Source organism: Sediminibacterium sp., assembly GCF_051861365.1.
Taxonomy (GTDB): domain Bacteria; phylum Bacteroidota; class Bacteroidia; order Chitinophagales; family Chitinophagaceae; genus Sediminibacterium.
This window is the reverse complement of sequence record NZ_JBHYCW010000007.1, coordinates 24,641-43,758: the sequence shown is the minus strand read 5'-3', so window position 1 is coordinate 43,758 and position 19,118 is coordinate 24,641. Positions and strand designations below refer to the sequence as shown.

Genomic DNA, 19,118 nt, shown 5'->3' with positions numbered 1-19,118 from the left:
CCAACTATTTATTTTAGTATGAGAAAATTAACAACTGCTTGCTTCCTGTTATGGTCTTTGATCGGATTGGCACAGGTTAAGCCTACATCAGCTGATGAGCGCATGAAAGGTGTTCAGCAAAGAAAATTGATGCAACAACAGTCGCTTATCAACAACACGAGTTTCCGCAATATCGGACCCAGTGTCATGAGTGGCAGGGTGGTAGATATGGAAGTAAATCCGGAAGACCCCACTGAATTTTATGTAGCGTATGCTTCCGGAGGTTTATGGCATACAATTAATAACGGGATCAGTTTCAATTCCATTTTTGATACCGAGGATATCATGACCATTGGTGATATAGCCATGGATTGGAAAAGTCGTACCCTTTGGGTAGGAACCGGTGAAGTCAATAGTAGTCGTTCGAGTTATGCAGGAATTGGTGTCTATAAATCTAATAACAATGGCAAGTCTTGGGAGTATCTCGGACTTCCTGAAAGCCACCACATTGGAGAGATCAAATTGCATCCTACTGATGTGAATACTGCATGGGTGGCCGTACTTGGACATTTGTATTCTCCCAATAAAGAAAGAGGGGTATACAAAACAACCGATGGTGGCAAAAACTGGAAACAGACTTTGTATGTAGACAATACTACAGGTGCTGTTGATATCGATATCAATCCAAAGAATCCGAATGAATTGTTTGCAGCTATGTGGTATCGTACACGTTCGGCTTCCAATTTTGAAGAAGGGGGTAAAACCAGCGGTATCTACAAAAGTACAGATGGTGGTGAGAATTGGCAATTGATGTCAAAAGAAGGTTCCGGATTTCCTTTTGGTGATGGTGTGGGAAGAATTGGATTGATGGTATATCCTTCCAATCCATCTACCATTTTTGCGGTCGTAGATAATAATTTCCGTCAGCCAGCCAATGCCAGACAAAACCAAGGCGATACCAGTCGTTATGTTTTAGCCGATTTTAAAGAGCTCACAAAAGATCAATTCCTCGCATTGAATGATAACAAGCTGAATGCATTCATTCGTTCACCGAGAAATGGAATACCGCAGAAATATACTGCTGCATCTCTGAAAGAAGCAGTGAACAATGGCACCCTTGCTCCAACAGCCATTTGGGATTATTTATATGATGCCAATACTGCTTTATTTGAAACACCTATCTATGGTGCACAATTATACCGTAGCGATGATGGCGGTACTAGCTGGAAAATGACACATAAAGATGCCATTCCAAACCTCTACAGCACTTATGGATATTATTTTGGTAAAGTATGGGTGAGTCCGGTGGATGATAAAAAAATCATTCTGACCGGTGTTGGTTTATTGATGAGCACAGATGGCGGTGCTACTTTTAAGCAAATCGGAAAAGAAAACGTGCACTCTGATCACCACTATGTATGGATCAATCCTAAACGCGATAGTCATATCATCAATGGTAATGATGGAGGTTGTAATATCACGTATGATAATGGAGAACATTGGTTCAAAGCCAATACGCCTCCTGTTGGACAATTCTACAATATTGCAGTAGATATGGCTCATCCATACAACGTATACGGTGGCTTGCAGGATAATGGCACTTGGTTTGGAGCCGGCATTACCAGAGAAAACTATGACTGGTATGATAGTGGTCATAATCCTTATACTTCCATTGGTGGTGGTGATGGTATGCAGGTGCAAGTTGATTGGAGAGATAATAAAACAGTGTACAGCGGTTCTCAATTTGGAGCTTACAGCAGACAAACAATTGGTACAAGAGAAAGAAGAAGTGTTCGTCCGGCAAGAGACTTGGGTGAAACAGCTTTGCGTTACAATTGGCAGACACCTATCTTACTCAGTCGCCATAATCAGGATGTATTCTATTATGGTAGTAACAAGTTTCACCGCAGCATGAATCGTGGTGATAGTTTAGTGACTATGAGTGCTGATTTGACCACCAATCCTAAACAAGGGGATGTTCCATTTGGTACTTTAACCACGATGATTGAAAGTCCTCTTCGTTTTGGTTTGATTTATGTTGGGTCTGATGATGGTAATATTCAAGTGTCTAAAGATGGGGGCAATACCTGGACGCTGATCAATAAAAAATTACCCAAAGGCTTGTATGTGAGTCGTGTGACCGCTAGTGCATTTAGTGAGTCGCGTGTATATGTTTCATTGAATGGATATCGTAATGATCACTTCACAGCTTATGTGTATGTGAGTGATGATTATGGTACTACATGGAGACCAATCATGACTGATTTACCTGCAGAGCCTGTAAATGTGGTGAAAGAAGATACGGAAGATGGGAATATCATTTATGTAGGAACCGATGGAGGTTTGTATGTAAGTGTTGATGGCGGAAAGAGTTCTATGCTGTGGAATAAAGGTATGCCTAGCAGTGTTCCCGTACATGATGTAGTAGTGCATCCAAGAGACGGCGAAGTTATTGTGGGTACACATGGTCGTAGCCTGTATATCGCCAAACTCGATGAACTCCGTAAGCTCGCGAAGAAGAAGTAATGTCTGATTTTTGAAGTTTGTTTTTTTGATCTTTGATTTCTTGATTTAATATTTACTCCAAATCAAGAAATCAAAGATCAAAAATCAAACTTTCTTTTTCCTCAATATCCATAAATCTTGTTTGCCTGCTTTTTTTGGATGCAGTTCCCCATCCCAGTATTCAAGTATCTCAAATTTTTCTGCTAATGTCGTCTTTAATTTTTCAGGTAAGTGATAGGTAGACATCATTCTGTGTCCTTTTTTAGAGAAAGGAGTATTGTATATTCCTTCTGATTGGATTTGTTGTTGCTGTTGTTTGGATAGCTTTTTGATGAAATGATTTCCATGCGTGGTGATCCAAATAATGCCATTGGGTTTTGCAATTCGATTCAATTCATTCATCCATTTTTGTTGATCATCACTGGCGATATGCGTAAGTACAGAAAACCCAATGATCAGATCGAAATAAGTTTCTTTAAATGGGAGTGGAGGATATGTCTCCTGAACTTTGAAATGAATACCCGGTATGTTCTTTTGATTCCATACAATGGTATCAATATTTGGATCAGAGGCATGAATATTGACTGATGGAGTGAATTTTTGCAGATGTCTGGTGATTCTGGAAGGTCCGCATCCCCAATCAAGTATCGTAGGTGACTTGGGTAAATACTGTTGTACAGACTCCCATATTTCATGGGTAGTCAACTTGCCGTCTTCGATAAATTTTTGATAATCCAGAAGGTAGGATTCATATAGTGTATAGTCATCCGGGAAAGCTATTCTTGGATGTTTTCTTTGGTATTGAAAATTTGCATATCCATATTGGATTTGTTGCCAACGAAAAGCCAGTTGGTCAAATAGGCTCAGGGGTATGGTCTTTTTTAACCGGTTCAACATCTGATAACAAGATAAAGTATTGAACTAAGAAATAAGTAACTTACAATAAATCATTTAATCTAGACTTATGCGCACTTTAGCATCTGCAATTTTTCATGTAATTTTTATAGTAAGTATGGTAGTAGGATGTAAAACCGACAAAACTGCTGATACAACAGAAAATAGTGAAGGGGCTCAATGGTGGAAAGAAGAAATCATTTATCAATTGTATCCCCGTAGTTTTCAAGATAGTGATGGGGATGGAGTTGGCGATTTAAAAGGTATCATTTCTCGATTAGATTATCTGCAAGGCTTAGGAATCACTGCTGTATGGCTCAATCCGATTTATAGTTCTCCAAACGACGATAATGGCTATGATGTTAGTGACTATCAAAATATCATGAAAGATTTCGGTACCATGGATGATTTTGATCAATTATTAAAAGGGCTGCACAATCGTAACATAAAGTTGATCATGGATCTGGTAGTGAATCATAGCAGTGATGAACATGAATGGTTTAAGCAAAGTAGAACTTCTCGAGAAAATCCTTATCGAAATTATTATCACTGGTGGAATGCCGAAAGAGGGAAGCCGCCATATCGTTATAGTTTATTTGATGTGAATCATGATGCATGGATGTATGATTCTCTTACCAATGCTTATTATCTCCACTATTTCTCTCGTAAACAACCCGACCTCAATTGGGAAAATCCAAAACTGCGTGAAGAAGTATATGACATCATGAAATTTTGGGCTGAAAAGGGAATTGATGGATTTAGATTGGATGCTTTTCAGTTTGCAGCCAAGGATACCAGTTATCCCGCTTTTCCGGAAGGCTATGAGAAGAATTTTACCAAGTATTACGCCATGCAAGGCAACCTGCATGGTTATCTGAAAGAGATGAATGAAAAAGTATTTAGTAAATATAAAGTACTCAGTGTTGCCGAAGGTGCAGGTAACTCATTTGAGGATGCGCATCAGCTTGTAGATGCAGATAGAAAGGAATTACATATGGCTTATGCATTTGAAGGAGTAGATATTGCCAAGCCGGAAGGGTATAGTCTTTTGGTTTTTAAAGAAGTATTCTCCAGATGGGATAGTGCTTTTGCGGAAAAAGGCTGGTTGTCAATTTTTCTTGGCAATCATGATCAAGCCAGAATGGTCAGCAGATTTGGGAATGATGATCCGGCATATCGTTCTGCATCTACGTCTATGCTCAATACGTTTATCATGACCATGCGAGGTACGCCGTATATCTACAATGGTGATGAGTTAGGTATGACCAATGCCGGATTTACAAGTATCCATGAATTCAGAGATGTACAAACCCTGAATGAATACAAACGTTTACAATTGACAAAGGGTGACCTGGCTGCTTATCTTAAAAAAATACAAGCATCCAGCAGAGATAATGGAAGAACCCCTTTTCAGTGGGATAACAGTAAAAATGCAGGATTTACAACAGGAACACCATGGATTAAAGTCAATGCAAATCATGTCGATATTAATGTTGCTCTACAAGAAAAAGACCCCAACAGCTGCTTGAACTACTTTAAAAAACTGGTTCAATTGCGAAAAGATCATATCGCTTCATTGGTGTATGGAAAATATACTTTGTTGGATAAAAATAATCCTGATATATATGCATACACAAGAGAAAGTGATGGTGAAAAATTACTGATCGTGCTAAATTTTTCTAAAGAAACAAAATTGCTCAATCCGGGATTCGGCTTGCAAAAAGCACAAATACTTTTGTCCAATCTTAGTACAAATCCTGTCATTACAAACGAAACCATTCATCTCGCTCCATATCAGGCTGTGATTTATAAACTGTAATACTTATGAAAGCTTTTATTTCTAAATTGAAAATAACGGTATTGTTTTCTTTTCTGTTAATAGGTTGTGCCAATCAGCAGGAGCATGTAGTGGTGAGTAGTCAAGTAGTTAAAGAAGATCCCGGTGATGTCATCTATACCAACTCTACGATCATTATTCAGCCCACTCAATTGCAATTAGATAGTCTTCAACAAAAACTCGGAGAATCCAATTTCCAAATCGTACAGGGTGACTATGTATTCTATGCAAACGCAATGACGGGATTCTTTTCCGATAAAAATGTGGTCAAGTATACTTTTTCAGGAGTCAATTCGCTTCATTATAAAAATGCGGAAGGTAAGGTCATGAAGTATAACCTTGAACAGAATGGAGAGTCATGGCAACTTTATTTCTATTCACCGGAAAAAGGATTTCGTCGTGTTGATTTTGTAGACTACGAATCAGCGTTTACAAAATTCTTTAATCAATAAAAGGCTTCGCTACTGATATTCTACGATGCTATCATCTCATGCAAATACTGCTTACTCTCTTCTTTAAATGCTTTTCTCGGTTTCAAACCCAGTAATTGGAACATTTGATTGTCTTCGTCAAACGATGGGTTAGGAGTGGTCAATAATTTATCACCGGCAAAAATGGAATTAGCACCTGCCATAAAACACAGCGCTTGATCAGCAACACTCATCTCTGTTCTGCCTGCACTTAAACGTACCATGGTCTTAGGCATCAGTATTCTCGCAGTGGCAATCATGCGAACCATATCCCATACATCTACTTTGGAATTATGCTCTAAAGGAGTTCCCGGAATGGCTACCAATGAATTGATAGGTACACTTTCAGGATGTTCAGGCATGGTGGCCAATGTATGCAACATACCTATTCGATCTTCATGTGTTTCACCCAATCCTATGATACCACCACAACAAACGGTAACACCGGCTTTACGTACGTTTTCCAAAGTTTCTAATCGGTCTTCATAGGTACGCGTAGTGATGATTTCACCATAATGTTCTTTACTCGTATCTAAATTGTGGTTATAAGCATACAATCCCGCATCTGCCAGTTTTTGAGCCTGGTCTTCCGTTAGCATACCCAGTGTACAACATACTTCCATTCCCATTTCATTCACACCTTTCACCATATCCAATACACGATCAAAATCACGATTATCTCTCACTTCACGCCAAGCAGCACCCATGCAAAAACGAGTAGACCCTGCTTCTTTTGCTTTCTGGGCATATGCCAATACCTCATCTTTTTTCATGAGGGCTTGAATATCAATACCGGTATTGTAACGGGCAGCTTGTGGACAATAAGCGCAGTCTTCACTACAGCCCCCTGTTTTAATACTCAATAGGGTACATACCTGTACTTCCGCAGTATCATTATACTTTCTATGTAATTCCGCTGCTCGAAATACCAGTTCGAGCAAGGGCATGTTGTAGATATCGTAAATTTCTTCTTTGGTCCAGTTATGACGGATGTCGATAGACATAAAAATCGATTTAGATTACAAATATATAGGAACAAGCAACAATAGAAGAGCTTTTCATATTACAATCTCTGTGTAACTACGTGGTTTATTGATTGGCATTTTTAACCACAGTGTCGCAGAGTTTCACGGAGATTGGTAAAAGGGAACAAAAATCATTTACTTGCTCATTCCCTGTTTCCTATTTCTTGTTTCTTATTCTTTATTCCTCCGTTTTCCTATGTTGAATATAATTCCTCCATTTTTCAATGACTTTCTGCATATCATCCGGTAGTGGGGCTTCAAAATGCATGGGTTGTTTGGTTACGGGATGAATAAATCCAAGCGTCTGCGCATGTAAAGCACAGCGTGGACAAATATCAAAACAGTTATCTACAAATTGCTTGTATTTGGTGTAGATGGTGCCCTTTAAAATTTTATCGCCTCCATATTCCCAATCATTAAAGAGTGTATGTCCAATATGCTTCATGTGCACACGAATTTGATGTGTACGTCCGGTTTCTAAAACACATTCTACTAATGACACATAATTGAATCGCTCGAGTACTTTATAATGTGTGATAGCATGTTTCCCGATTTCTCCTTCCGGATAGGCATCAAACATTTTACGATGCTGACGATGACGGGCAATATGCGCTTCAATTGTTCCATTGTCTTCTTGTACATCACCCCATACCAATGCCACATATTTTCTATTCACGGTATGATTGAAAAATTGTTTGGCTAAATGAGCGGCCGCATCACCGGTTTTTGCCAATACAATCAATCCGGTAGTATTTTTATCAATTCGATGTACCAATCCAAAACGTGGCAATGATTCTTCGTCTAGATTCGGATTTTGTTGCAGGAAATGATAGGCAACACCATTCAACATCGTGCCTGTAAAGTTGCCGATGCCGGGATGTACCACCATATTCGCCGGTTTGTTGAGTACCATCACTGCATCATCCTCATACACGATATTCAAGGGAATATTTTCAGGTTTCAGTTCGGTATGTTCAGGATTGATGAGACTCATCAACACAATCTCATCACCCGGCTTGATCTTATAATTGCTTTTAACAACCTGTCCATTAACGGTCAAAAAACCGGCGTCAATACCTTTTTGAACTTTGTTACGGGTAGCACCTTCAATACGTCCCTGTACCCATTTGTCAATGCGTAAAGGTTCCTGACCTTTGTCTACTTTAAAAGTCTTTCGTTCATAAAGTTCCTCAGTGCCTTCTTCAGGCTGGAGATCCAAATCTTCCTGCATCCTGCAAAAATAGCAGAAACCATCCAAGCGCATTTAAAATGAAAGGATATCCGCTTTCCATACTAATTTTGCAAGATGCAGTCAGTACTATTCAGGGATTTGGGATTCAGGTCTTATCAATCGGTTTGGGATGAGCAGGAAGCCATGCTTAAAGAGAAGGTGGATATGAAGTCGGCTGCAAGAATGATGGGGCATGTTGATCAGTCCGCCAACATGGACAACCAGAAAACGGATACCGCCATTGTTGGTCGCCTGACCAACAATACAATACCCCACCATCTTTTATTAGTGGAACACTCACCGGTATACACCCTTGGTAAAAGTGGAAAAACTGAACATATTTTGATTTCAGAACAAGAAATGCAGGAGAGAGGCATTGACTATTTTCATATTAATCGCGGAGGCGATATTACTTTTCATGGCCCAGGACAAATCGTTGGATATCCGATCCTAGATCTGGAACAATTTAAAACCGATCTTGGATGGTATTTACGAAGTCTGGAAGAAGTGATGATCCTAACACTGGCACATTATGGATTACAAGGCGATAGGAGCAAGGGAGAAACAGGTGTTTGGCTAGATCCGGATATTCCCGGAAAAGAAAGAAAGATCTGTGCCATGGGTATTAAATGCAGTAGATGGATTACCATGCATGGTTTTGCATTCAATGTAAATACCGACCTCCGCTACTTTGATCATATTGTGCCCTGTGGAATTGTAGGTAAGCAAGTAACTTCATTAGAAAAGGAATTAGGATATACTATACCTTTTGAAGAAGTGAAGATATTGGTGAAAAAGAACTTTGAAAAAGTATTTGATATTGTATTGATAGAGGATTAATCTTTCTGCAGAAAAAATTTATTTTTTTCAATCAGTTCATTGTTTTTATAAAGTTCAAAATCGTACCACCCACTCCTTTTAAAATTGGCTTTATCCATGATCAACTCATGTTCTTTTAATTGATTGATCCTGAACAACTCTTTTCCTTCCAAATCAAAGAATACAATTCTGTATTGCTGAAAGTCTTTTTCCGGCACAGATATATTCAGGTAGCCGGATGATTTAGTATAAATAAATTTAGAAGGTTTCCATACTTGTTTGGGTACAAAGCGATGCAGCTCAGCTCGGAAAGTAGTGATCTGATAAATCGTATCTTTTGTTGTATTGGTCACAGAATCCTTGAAACGCTTGTAAAATGGCAGTTCGATTTGTACCAATAAAGTATCTTTTACAAATACGCTTACATACTCTTTCGGTTTTGGAATAAAAGGATTCCAATTGATCTCACCCGGTTTGAGTACAGATAAGGAGTCTTGCGTGAACTTAATCAAAGAGTCACGGAAGTTTCGATAGGCAGTGGTTGATAATTGAAATGCAGGTTGTCCTCTTTTATAAATTTGAATGTATTTTTCTGTAGGAGTAGTGGTGAGACTATCTTTTTTAATCTCTGTTTTAGATATGTCAATGCGCGCATCGACATTATCACTGGGAATGTCTGTACTAATAGTGTTGGATTCTTGTCCGGGTGATTTGATATCAGTAAAAAAATAGTTGCCCCCTTTCAAAACATAAAAAATGCGGTAATAAATACGTGGGGCCGATGGAAGTTTTTGATCAATGTATCCATTTGCGGGCAGTTCAGGTGATTGAGTAGAAAAAATAGTACCAAAATTAACCCCATCAGTAGAGCGTTGTACTGCCAATTGATTACAGGATGGATATGGATTGATCCAACTGATACTTACTTTTCCTTTGCCAATCTCTCTCACTGTAAAGCCGGGTAATGCTCTCTGTGATAAAGCTTGGTTCGTCATCAGTATCCATACAAGGATCAGCAAATTTTTTCCATTCATGATAGCAAATATAAAGGCAGTGGATTGATTAAAAAGGAAGGATCTGTGGTGAAAGGGATCTGTTACCTTGTAATCCACCACTATGGATCAGTAGTAATCGGCTGCCTGTTGTGAAAAATCCCTTTTCTATCAAATCATGTACTGCATAGATCATTTTAGCAGTGTAGACAAAATCGGTAGGTATTTTTTCAGCCCACCAGAACTGTTGCATAAAATTTAAAAGTTCAGCTGAATGTTTAGCATATCCACCCCAATCATATCCATGTAAGCATTGGAAATTTGATTTCTTTTCAGGCATTTGACTAATGATCTGTTCTATTTCCTCCTTGATGCTGAAATGATTTCTAAGTACACTGATGCCTATGATTTCCTGTGAGGGTTCTGCGCTCATGTTGAGTCCGGCCATCATTGTACCTGTACCTAGCGCACAAATGATATGGGTATAGCTGCTAGTATCATGTATGTTTAAAATATCGGCTGCACCTTTTGCCCCTAATAAACCATATCCACCTTCAGGAATCCAATACCATCCCGACTGATGATAGGAATCCTGTATTAGTTGCTTATCTCGATAATCACTCCTGTTGATGAATTGCAGTTCCATGCCATAGCTTACGGCTTCTTTTAGTGTTGGAGACAACGCTGTATCTGCATCTCCACGAATAAAACCGATCGTAGGGATGCCGGCTTCTTTTCCGGTCAAAGCCAAAGCAATGATATGGTTAGAATAGGCGCCGCCAAAGCTTGCTAGTTTGCAAGCTTTGGCTGTTATAGCTTCATCGAGGTAATATTTAAGTTTAAACCATTTGTTACCACTGATCACGGGATGTATCAGATCCAATCTCAGTATATCAGTATGAACATCTTGATTGGAAAGCGTTTTGACTGATTGAATATGAATATTTTGAATATTTATCAACATCTGTTCTTTTGGTACTGCTGAAAGTTTTAGTTTCGTTGCTCTCAAAAGGATATTATGAAACCTACATTAGTCATTTTAGCCGCAGGGATGGCCAGCCGATATGGAAGTATGAAACAGATCCAGTCTTTTGGTCCCGATGGCGAAACTATCATGGATTATTCAATTTATGACGCTATCCGTGCAGGATTTGGAAAAGTTGTTTTTATAATCCGAGAAGAATTCGCAGAACAGTTCAAAGCCATATTCGAACCCAAGTTGAAAGGAAGAATCGCTACTGATTATGTATACCAACATTTATCAGCTTTTACCAATGGATATGCGGTTCCTGCCGATAGAACCAAGCCATGGGGTACAGGGCATGCTGTATTATGTTGTAAGGGAAAGGTAAATGAACCATTTGCAGTGATCAATGCAGATGATTTTTATGGGAAAGATGCATTTGCAAAAGCCTATACCTTTTTAACGACACAATGTAATGAACAGACTTACTGCATCATTGGTTATCAGTTGCGCAATACTTTAAGCGACAATGGAACCGTGAGTAGGGGTGTTTGTGATGTGGATGCAGCCGGTAATTTAACCGATATCAATGAACGTACAAAGATTTTCGCAAGACCTGAAGGGGATATTGTATACGAAGAAAATGATCAATTAACAGTATTGCCGGAGAATAGCCTGGTTAGTATGAACTATCTCTGTTTCGCACCCGGATTTATTGGTCTGGCAGAAAGTCTATTCAATGATTTTTTGGAAAAGCAAGGACAAGAATTGAAATCAGAATTTTATATCCCAACGGTAACCAAACATTTTGTTCAATCCGGTAAAGGAGTAGTAAAAGTGATCCCAACCTCTTCTCAATGGTTTGGGGTTACTTATAAGGAAGACGCTCCTGGGGTACAAGCTAGCATTAATGCCTTGGTGGCTGCGGGAGAATATCCAAGTAGTCTTTGGAAATAATGGTGGATGGCAGATGTAGGATTTCTGATGTCGGATCTCTGATTTATGATTTGAAATTATTGTAAAAAATAAAGCGGCGAACACAATAAAAATGTTCGCCGCTTTGTTGTATTCAGCCATCAGCCATCAGCCATCAGCCATCAGCCATCAGCCATCAGCCATCAGCCATCAACTACTTCGCAAACGCCTTCACGTAAAACACACATTCCTCTACTTCAGCAATCTGCTGTTTGCGTTGTGTGCCTTTGATGCTGGATTTAGAAGGAAGCTTGATTTTTTCTGCAGTATCTGATTTTCTGAAAGAATCAACCAGACCAAAAATATTTTTAGATTTTACAGCAAATACAACCCCTTCCGCTGAAGATTGTCTGGTACTCAGCACGCCTATAATCTCTCCATTTTTATTGAGAACCGGTGCGCCGGAGTTACCCGGGTTTGCACTCATTTGTAATTGATAGGAGAGAGAGTCGCCATCAAAACCGCTACGGGCACTTAGATAGCCCATTCCGTAGACGATTTCATTACGGGGATATCCCAGGGTATAAATTTCTTCTCCCAAATCAGAAGCAGATTTTCGGATACCATAAGGAAGGCTCTTACGTGGAATAAATTCTTTGTCTGTAACCTTTAATATAGCCAAGTCTTTATCCTGATCGATATGGACGATATCAGCATTGAATTCTTTTCCTTTATTATTCACAACAATGGCGCCAGAGCCTTTCAAAACGTGGGCATTGGTAATAATGAATCCTTTAGGATCGATCAAAAATCCGGAGCCGCCACTTACAAAGCGAACACCCTCAGGTAGTTTACTTTTTACCTCATTGATCAAATTCCCTTGAACTTGCTGATTCTTTTTGATGACAGCAATATCATTGCTCAGTTGTTGTAATTGATTACCATTGACAGAAGGTGCAAAATACATCACCAATCCACTAATGAACAGCGCGATCACACCACCAACACTGGCAGCGATGGCTGTTACACGTTTGTATTTATTCCAAAGTTGAATCACTTTGCCGCGTGTACTGATGTCTCCACCTTCATTGATGTCTCCACGATCCAGCAAGTGCTGGTGAGCTTCATGTAAACCATGTTTCAGGTTACGATGGGCTGAATACATATCCATTTGATGGAGGAACATGTTGTGTTCTACCACCATCTGGTCTATTTCAGGGGTATTTTTACGAAGCGTCTCAAAATAAGTACGCTCTTCAGCGCTCATGTCGCCGCTGAGGTATCTTTCGATGGCTTCTAATAATAAAATGTCATCCATGGTACTTATTCTCCGATATTATATTGCGTAAAGAACAATTTCTTTAAGCGCATTAAACATTTATACTTCTGGTTTTTGGCATTATCGGCATTGGTATAACCAAATTCGCGTGCCAATTCCTGCATCCCCATTTTTTTCAGGTAATACCCTTCCAATAAACTTTTACAGGGTTCACCCAAACTATTCATTGCCCTATCCATGATGGCGAAAGCGGCGTTTCGCTTTTCATGGTTTTCGAGATCTTCCTCCACCGGGATAGTCTCTTCCAGGCTATCCACTTGATTCGAATATCTTCCCAGTTGTTGTAATCGTTTAAGCCATAAACGCCTGCATATGGAATATACATAGGTTTTAATTTGACAGGTTAAGACAAATGATTCGCTTTGTGCTTTTTCATACAGCGCAATCATAGCTTCCTGAAAAATATCCCTGGCGTCGTCATAAGAACCATTGTTGTTCAATATGAAAGCCTGAATGGTATTGAAATTATCTTTATAGATGGTTTCAATTGCCTTGGAATCGTTATTGGCCAGTCCTTTCAGTAATGCTTGCTCGTTGGTATCGGCTTTCACTATTGTTCTTTTAATACGGTGTAGAGGGTAAAAGTAACCCAAAATAAACCTAAAATATTTTTTTGAAAAAAACGTGTTACCCCGGGTTACCTTTCATCATAACCGGGTATTAACCTTAAAATCACTCAAAAAAAACCACACAATGAAAAAATTATTATTCGTTCTGGCACTGGGCGTATTCGCTGCTTGCGGTAACGCTGAAAACAAAGAAGCTGCAACTGATTCAACTGCTGTTGCTCCTGTAACAACTGATAGCACTGCTACAGCTACTCCTGATAGCGCTGCTGCTACTACAGACAGCTCTGCTGCTGCTGCTCCAGCTGCTCATTAATTTGAACGCAGAACCCGTGATGAAGATCATGAAGCGCCCGCTTGCCGGCCGATAGGGTTCTCGAAAGAGTTTTTCATATGGCAAGCAATCGTTAGAGGCCGCTCCGTTTCCACGGAGGGGCTTTTTTTCTTCGTCACGTTCCGATCGGAGATCGGAACGTGACGAAGAGTGACGGGTCGTTTTGTAGATTGGGAAGAACGAATTTTTAGGCGGTATTACCTCGAATAGAATGATTTTACATTTTATCGACGATCGTCATCCCGATAAGTATTTTATCCTAGGATAAAATACTTATCGGGAAACTAAGGTTTGTTAGCTAAATATTTTTTTCAGGATTGATGTTTCATATGTTTTCATGTTCTATATTTGATTCAATGAACACAACAACAAACAATACCTGGTTTTATTTTTTCTTTTATTACTTCTTTAATCAAAGGAGCCGGGTAGTATTTGTTAAAGCTTAAGCGAACAACAACAATCAACATACAGTCCCGGCCAATTGGTCGGGATTTTTTTTGACTAATAACGAAAATGACTAAACAGGGAATCATAACAGCAAAGACAAATAACGGTATCGCCATACAAGGCTATGAAGGCAGCTTCCATCAGGTAGCCGCTCGTTCTTTTTTCGGTAAAACTGTTGCCGTCATTCCCTGTGCCAGTTTTCGTGAACTGATACAGATTGCAGGAGATGCGAAACGATCAGCAGGTGCTGTAATGGCGATTGAAAATTCCATCGCAGGAAGTATTCTTCCGAACTATAATCTCTTACAAAAAAGTAAACTCAAAGTAGTAGGAGAGATTTATCTCTCCATCAGTCAAAATTTATTGGTGAATCCGGGTGTTCGATTGGAAGATATCAAGGAAGTGCATAGCCATCCGATGGCCATTCTTCAATGTTTGGATTATCTGGAACAATATCCATGGAAATTGGTAGAAACAGAAGATACCGCTTTAAGTGCAAAATTATTGCACCAACATAGAAGTAAACATACAGCAGCTATTGCCAGCAAATTGGCAGCAGAGTTGTTTCAATTGGAAATTATTGCTCCTGATATCCATACTATGAAGAACAATATCACCCGTTTTCTGGTATTGAAAAGAGCAGGCACTTTTGAAGCAGATGCACATGCCAATAAAGCTTCGGTATACTTCCAAACCAGTCATGATAAAGGTGCATTGTCCAAAGTACTCACCAAAATTGCGGCAGGTGGAATCAATCTCAGCAAACTGCAAAGTATGCCCATACCAGGTAGTCACTTTAAATATGGTTTTTATGCAGACATGGAATTTGAACATCAAAAACAATTCAATCAAGTACTCATGTCTATTGAGTCTTTAACCAATAATGTCAAAATTTTTGGTGTGTATACAAAAGGGAAACTTATTAAAGGATAATGATGGAAATAAAAACAGCTAGTAGATTAGATGGGATTGGTGAATATTATTTCTCTCAGAAGTTGAGAGAAATTGAATCACTGAACAAAGAAGGTAAAGATATCCTGAACCTAGGTATTGGCAGCCCGGATTTACCGCCGCATCCAGAAGTCATTCGTGTGTTGCAAGACACTGCAGCAAAAGATCATGTTCATGCGTACCAGAGTTATAAAGGTTCTCCCATACTGCGCAACGCCATCAGTCAATGGTATCAAAAATGGTATGGCGTAGAATTGAATCCGGATACAGAGGTATTGCCATTGATCGGTAGCAAAGAAGGCATCATGCATATTTGTATGACCTATTTGGATAATGATGATGAAGCTTTGATACCCGATCCGGGTTATCCCACATACAGCAGTGCAGTGAAACTGGCAGGGGGTACACCTATTACCTACCAGTTATCAGAAGCACATCAATGGCAACCTGATCTGGAGGCACTTGCTCAAAGGGATCTTTCGAAAGTAAAATTGATGTGGGTGAATTATCCGCATATGCCTACCGGACAAATACCTGCTGCTGATTTTTATGCGTCATTGATTGCATTTGCCAAACAGCATAACATCTTGATTTGTCATGATAACCCTTATAGTTTTATTCTGAATGATCATCCATCCAGTTTATTAAGTGTTCCTGGCGCAAAAGAAGTGGTGCTTGAACTGAACTCACTCAGCAAAAGTGCAAATATGGCTGGATGGAGAGTAGGCATGTTATGCGCTGCGAAAGAAAGAATTGATGAAGTGTTACGTTTCAAAAGTAATATGGATAGTGGCATGTTCTTGCCTGTTCAATTGGCGGCGGCAAAAGCATTGGAGTTGGGAAAAGATTGGTATGATGAGGTCAATGCAATATATGCAGCCAGACGTGAAAAAGTATTTGAGTTGCTGACACAATTGAACTGTCGTTTTTCAAAAGACCAAGTGGGGATGTTTGTATGGGCTGCGGTTCCTGATTCGTTGAAAGATGGTTATGAATTGAGTGACCGAGTATTATACGGAGCTGATGTCTTTATTACGCCCGGTGGTATTTTTGGGGAAGCGGGAGAAAAATATATCCGTGTCAGCCTTTGCGGAAGCATAGAGAAATTTGAAGAAGCCATTCACAGAATTCAAACCCAATTATAAGATGAAAATAACGATTATAGGTACCGGATTGATAGGTGGGTCACTGTCATTGACATTGCGAGAGAAGGGATGGGTCACACATGTCATAGGTGTTGACAATAACCCGATCCATGCGGCACGTGCATTGGAGTTGCAGCTGGTGGATGAAATAACAGATTTATCAACTGCCATCGCAAAATCAGATCTGATCATCTTATCAACGCCGATCAATGCTGCCGAAGATATGTTGCCACAGATATTAGATCAGATCACCCATCAGGTGGTCATGGATGTAGGTTCCACCAAAAAAATAATCTGTGAATCAGTGGCTCATCATCCAAAGCGAGGTCGATTCGTTGCCACACACCCCATGTGGGGAACAGAATACAGCGGACCGGATGCTGCCGTGAGGGCTGCATTTGCCAATAAAGCCACAGTGATCTGCTCTAAAGAAGAGAGTGACGAAGATGCAGTGCAGAAAGTGGAAGAGCTATATAAGACATTGGGCATGCATATTCTGTATATGAAAGCTGATGATCATGATGTACATGTGGCATATGTGAGTCATATTTCACATATCACTTCATTTGCGCTGGCCAATACTGTATTGGAGAAGGAAAGAGAAGAAGATGCCATTTTTGAACTGGCCAGTGGTGGTTTTGAGAGTACCGTACGATTGGCAAAGAGTAATCCTGCCATGTGGGTACCCATTTTCATGCAAAACCGTGATAATGTGCTAGATGTACTCAATGAACACATCGCCCAACTCAGGAAATTCAAAGCCTGTCTGGAAAAGGAGAATTATGACTATTTACAGGAGTTGATTGAGAATGCGAATGGGATTAAGCGGATTTTGAGATAAGGAGTGGTCGATAGTCCATGGTCCATAGTCCATGGAAGAACAATGATGTTTTTTACTATGGACTATGGACTATGGACCATCAACCAACCCAAATAAAACCCGCAAAGCCCCCTATATTAGGTAACTTTGCACAAATTTTTTATACATGACGACATTTGAAGCGTTGGGAATCGATGCAAGATTGATTCAGGCAACGAATGAGTTGGGGTATGTGAACCCAACCGCAATACAAGAACAAGCGATACCCGTACTACTGAGTGGTACGAAAGATTTTATTGGGCTCGCTCAAACAGGAACAGGTAAAACGGCAGCATTTGGATTACCCTTATTGCACGTAATTGACGCAAAGGCAAAACACCCACAGGCGCTGGTTGTTTGTCCAACCCGCGAACTCTGTTTACAAATTGTAAAAGAGTTAGAACTGTTTAAGAAATACATGACTGGAGTTTCAGTAGTAGCTGTTTATGGTGGCGCATCCATCGGATTACAGATACGCGATTTGAAAAGAGGAACACAGATTGTAGTAGCAACACCGGGTAGATTGATTGATCTGATCGAAAGAAAGGCAATCAATTTGGAGGAGATCAAGTATGTAGTATTAGATGAAGCAGATGAAATGCTGAACATGGGTTTTCAGGATGATATCGAATTCATCCTAAAAAATACTCCTCAGCGTGAAAGTACATGGCTTTTTAGTGCAACCATGCCACCTGAGATCAGAAAAGTGAGTAAGCGTTACATGAAAGATCCTGCTGAAGTAACAGTAGGAAAGGTTAACACGGCCAATAAGAGCATCGATCACCAATATTATGTAACCAGTTCTCATCATCGCTATGAGACCTTGAAACGCATCATCGATTTCAATCCGGGTATCTATGGCATCATTTTTACCAGAACTAAAATTGATGCACAAGAAATCTCTGAGCGATTAACACGCGAAGGATATGATATTGATGCCTTACATGGTGATCTGACCCAAGGACAAAGAGACAAAGTAATGGGGCAGTTCAGGGATAAGAGTTTACAACTGTTGATAGCTACAGATGTGGCGGCGAGAGGCATCGATGTACAAGGTATCACACACGTTATCAATTATGAGTTGCCCGATGATGTGGAAGTATACACACATAGAAGCGGAAGAACGGGTCGTGCAGGTAATGTTGGTATTTGTATTTCCATCGTACATAGCAAAGAAATGTATCGATTGAAACAGATCGAAAGAATCAATAATTCTAAATTCCATAAGCTGGATATCCCAAGCGGAAAAGATGTATGTCGTAAACAGTTCTTCCATTTCATGGATAAATTGTTATCGGCAGATATCAGTCATGGTGATTATGAAACCTATGTTCCAATGTTGGCTGAAAAGTTCGCAGAAGTGAGCAAAGAAGATGTATTGAAGCGTGTTGCAGCTATGGAGTTTGATCGTTTTCTGAAATATTATGAAAATGCAGAAGACCTGAATTTCCGTGAAAGAAACAGAAGAGAATACAATGATGCGCCAGACCAAGGCAGACGCAGAGATGCAGGTAAAGGAGATAATCGTAAAGAATATAAACGCGGAGGAGGTTATAGCCGTTTGTTTGTAAACCTTGGTACCAAAGATGGTTTTTATAAAGCAAGTTTCCTGCAGTTCATTCTCGATATGAGTGATTTGAAAAAGGATGTGTTGGGTAAGATCGATATGAAAGACATGAATAGCTGGGTAGAAATTGAAAAAGGCGCAGCCAATCAAATGATCCGTGCATTGGATGGAAAGAATTACAAAGGAAGAAGAATCAGAATGAATGATGCAGATTCAGGAGGAGCAAGAAAACCTAGGAAGGGAGAAGAGTAAATCTTTGATTTCTTGATTTTTGATTTT

General features: G+C 39.7%; 17 protein-coding genes. 10 read left to right on the top strand and 7 right to left on the bottom strand.

The genetic code is table 11. The features are described from left to right. The first annotated feature begins 18 nt into the window (after nucleotides 1-18). Entirely contained in the window at nucleotides 19-2,505 is a 2,487-nt protein-coding gene (locus ACTIEV_RS04765; protein WP_322196926.1) for a WD40/YVTN/BNR-like repeat-containing protein, read from the top strand. Nucleotides 2,506-2,589: 84 nt separating this feature from the next. Here the strand turns inward: ACTIEV_RS04765 and ACTIEV_RS04760 are convergent, their stop codons facing one another. After that, nucleotides 2,590-3,381 carry a class I SAM-dependent methyltransferase gene (locus tag ACTIEV_RS04760; protein WP_322196927.1) on the bottom strand — a complete coding sequence of 264 codons (792 nt, stop codon included), beginning with the start codon at nucleotides 3,379-3,381 and terminating at the stop codon, nucleotides 2,590-2,592. A 67-nt stretch (nucleotides 3,382-3,448) separates the two neighbouring features. Here ACTIEV_RS04760 and ACTIEV_RS04755 point away from each other — a divergent pair, with 67 nt between their 5' ends. Beyond that, complete coding sequence (locus tag ACTIEV_RS04755; protein ID WP_322196928.1) at nucleotides 3,449-5,197, top strand: glycoside hydrolase family 13 protein; 1,749 nt, start codon at nucleotides 3,449-3,451, stop codon at nucleotides 5,195-5,197. 5 nt (nucleotides 5,198-5,202) lie between these two features. Further along, nucleotides 5,203-5,667, top strand: coding sequence for a hypothetical protein (locus ACTIEV_RS04750; RefSeq protein WP_322196929.1), 465 nt, complete (start codon nucleotides 5,203-5,205; stop codon nucleotides 5,665-5,667). A gap of 20 nt (nucleotides 5,668-5,687) precedes the next feature. On the opposite strand, the gene bioB is transcribed toward ACTIEV_RS04750, so the two are convergent. Together bioB and ACTIEV_RS04740 are read right to left on the bottom strand one after the other, a co-directional pair. Beyond that, nucleotides 5,688-6,689: a biotin synthase BioB gene (gene bioB / locus ACTIEV_RS04745; RefSeq protein WP_322196930.1), complete on the bottom strand. Its 1,002-nt coding sequence runs from the start codon at nucleotides 6,687-6,689 to the stop codon at nucleotides 5,688-5,690. Between the two features lie 199 nt (nucleotides 6,690-6,888). After that, on the bottom strand, nucleotides 6,889-7,941 hold the full coding sequence (locus tag ACTIEV_RS04740; protein WP_322196931.1) for an RluA family pseudouridine synthase: 1,053 nt from the start codon (nucleotides 7,939-7,941) through the stop codon (nucleotides 6,889-6,891). Nucleotides 7,942-8,016: 75 nt separating this feature from the next. On the opposite strand from ACTIEV_RS04740, the gene lipB reads away from it, so the two are divergent. Next, nucleotides 8,017-8,781, top strand: coding sequence for a lipoyl(octanoyl) transferase LipB (lipB, locus tag ACTIEV_RS04735; protein ID WP_322196932.1), 765 nt, complete (start codon nucleotides 8,017-8,019; stop codon nucleotides 8,779-8,781). On the opposite strand, the gene ACTIEV_RS04730 is transcribed toward lipB, so the two are convergent. Then, nucleotides 8,778-9,794, bottom strand: coding sequence for a hypothetical protein (locus ACTIEV_RS04730; protein ID WP_322196933.1), 1,017 nt, complete (start codon nucleotides 9,792-9,794; stop codon nucleotides 8,778-8,780). The two genes, lipB and ACTIEV_RS04730, sit on opposite strands and share 4 nt — an antisense overlap. A gap of 28 nt (nucleotides 9,795-9,822) precedes the next feature. Continuing rightward, nucleotides 9,823-10,761, bottom strand: coding sequence for a 1-aminocyclopropane-1-carboxylate deaminase/D-cysteine desulfhydrase (locus tag ACTIEV_RS04725; RefSeq protein ID WP_322196934.1), 939 nt, complete (start codon nucleotides 10,759-10,761; stop codon nucleotides 9,823-9,825). A 9-nt stretch (nucleotides 10,762-10,770) separates the two neighbouring features. Here ACTIEV_RS04725 and ACTIEV_RS04720 point away from each other — a divergent pair, with 9 nt between their 5' ends. Beyond that, nucleotides 10,771-11,673, top strand: a complete 903-nt coding sequence (locus ACTIEV_RS04720; RefSeq protein ID WP_322196935.1) for a nucleotidyltransferase — start codon at nucleotides 10,771-10,773, stop codon at nucleotides 11,671-11,673. Between the two features lie 172 nt (nucleotides 11,674-11,845). Here the strand turns inward: ACTIEV_RS04720 and ACTIEV_RS04715 are convergent, their stop codons facing one another. After that, nucleotides 11,846-12,949: a S1C family serine protease gene (locus tag ACTIEV_RS04715; protein WP_322196936.1), complete on the bottom strand. Its 1,104-nt coding sequence runs from the start codon at nucleotides 12,947-12,949 to the stop codon at nucleotides 11,846-11,848. Nucleotides 12,950-12,954: 5 nt separating this feature from the next. Beyond that, complete coding sequence (locus ACTIEV_RS04710; protein WP_250685258.1) at nucleotides 12,955-13,521, bottom strand: RNA polymerase sigma factor; 567 nt, start codon at nucleotides 13,519-13,521, stop codon at nucleotides 12,955-12,957. Between the two features lie 142 nt (nucleotides 13,522-13,663). On the opposite strand from ACTIEV_RS04710, the gene ACTIEV_RS04705 reads away from it, so the two are divergent. The 5 genes from ACTIEV_RS04705 to ACTIEV_RS04685 all read left to right on the top strand — a co-directional run bounded on the left by ACTIEV_RS04705 (nucleotide 13,664) and on the right by ACTIEV_RS04685 (nucleotide 19,091). After that, a complete protein-coding gene (locus tag ACTIEV_RS04705; protein WP_322196937.1) occupies nucleotides 13,664-13,852 on the top strand; it encodes a hypothetical protein in 189 nt (62 codons plus the stop codon). Nucleotides 13,853-14,383: 531 nt separating this feature from the next. Further along, nucleotides 14,384-15,250: a prephenate dehydratase gene (locus ACTIEV_RS04700; RefSeq protein WP_322196938.1), complete on the top strand. Its 867-nt coding sequence runs from the start codon at nucleotides 14,384-14,386 to the stop codon at nucleotides 15,248-15,250. Nucleotides 15,251-15,252: 2 nt separating this feature from the next. After that, a complete protein-coding gene (locus tag ACTIEV_RS04695) occupies nucleotides 15,253-16,413 on the top strand; it encodes a pyridoxal phosphate-dependent aminotransferase (RefSeq protein WP_322196939.1) in 1,161 nt (386 codons plus the stop codon). A 1-nt stretch (nucleotide 16,414) separates the two neighbouring features. Next, on the top strand, nucleotides 16,415-17,254 hold the full coding sequence (locus ACTIEV_RS04690) for a prephenate dehydrogenase (RefSeq protein WP_322196940.1): 840 nt from the start codon (nucleotides 16,415-16,417) through the stop codon (nucleotides 17,252-17,254). 145 nt (nucleotides 17,255-17,399) lie between these two features. Next, nucleotides 17,400-19,091 carry a DEAD/DEAH box helicase gene (locus ACTIEV_RS04685; protein ID WP_250685263.1) on the top strand — a complete coding sequence of 564 codons (1,692 nt, stop codon included), beginning with the start codon at nucleotides 17,400-17,402 and terminating at the stop codon, nucleotides 19,089-19,091. The last annotated feature ends 27 nt before the right edge of the window (nucleotides 19,092-19,118 follow it).

Excerpts from the sequence above, each read along its gene's own strand:
- ACTIEV_RS04720 (WP_322196935.1), top strand. The coding sequence starts at position 10,771 with ATGAAACCTACATTAGTCATTTTAGCCGCAGGGATGGCCAGCCGATAT.
- ACTIEV_RS04750 (WP_322196929.1), top strand. The coding sequence starts at position 5,203 with ATGAAAGCTTTTATTTCTAAATTGAAAATAACGGTATTGTTTTCTTTT.
- bioB (WP_322196930.1), bottom strand. The coding sequence starts at position 6,689 with ATGTCTATCGACATCCGTCATAACTGGACCAAAGAAGAAATTTACGAT.
- ACTIEV_RS04755 (WP_322196928.1), top strand. The coding sequence starts at position 3,449 with ATGCGCACTTTAGCATCTGCAATTTTTCATGTAATTTTTATAGTAAGT.
- lipB (WP_322196932.1), top strand. The coding sequence starts at position 8,017 with ATGCAGTCAGTACTATTCAGGGATTTGGGATTCAGGTCTTATCAATCG.
- ACTIEV_RS04740 (WP_322196931.1), bottom strand. The coding sequence starts at position 7,941 with ATGCAGGAAGATTTGGATCTCCAGCCTGAAGAAGGCACTGAGGAACTT.
- ACTIEV_RS04730 (WP_322196933.1), bottom strand. The coding sequence starts at position 9,794 with ATGAATGGAAAAAATTTGCTGATCCTTGTATGGATACTGATGACGAAC.
- ACTIEV_RS04715 (WP_322196936.1), bottom strand. The coding sequence starts at position 12,949 with ATGGATGACATTTTATTATTAGAAGCCATCGAAAGATACCTCAGCGGC.
- ACTIEV_RS04700 (WP_322196938.1), top strand. The coding sequence starts at position 14,384 with ATGACTAAACAGGGAATCATAACAGCAAAGACAAATAACGGTATCGCC.
- ACTIEV_RS04695 (WP_322196939.1), top strand. The coding sequence starts at position 15,253 with ATGGAAATAAAAACAGCTAGTAGATTAGATGGGATTGGTGAATATTAT.
- ACTIEV_RS04685 (WP_250685263.1), top strand. The coding sequence starts at position 17,400 with ATGACGACATTTGAAGCGTTGGGAATCGATGCAAGATTGATTCAGGCA.
- ACTIEV_RS04705 (WP_322196937.1), top strand. The coding sequence starts at position 13,664 with ATGAAAAAATTATTATTCGTTCTGGCACTGGGCGTATTCGCTGCTTGC.
- ACTIEV_RS04765 (WP_322196926.1), top strand. The coding sequence starts at position 19 with ATGAGAAAATTAACAACTGCTTGCTTCCTGTTATGGTCTTTGATCGGA.
- ACTIEV_RS04760 (WP_322196927.1), bottom strand. The coding sequence starts at position 3,381 with ATGTTGAACCGGTTAAAAAAGACCATACCCCTGAGCCTATTTGACCAA.
- ACTIEV_RS04690 (WP_322196940.1), top strand. The coding sequence starts at position 16,415 with ATGAAAATAACGATTATAGGTACCGGATTGATAGGTGGGTCACTGTCA.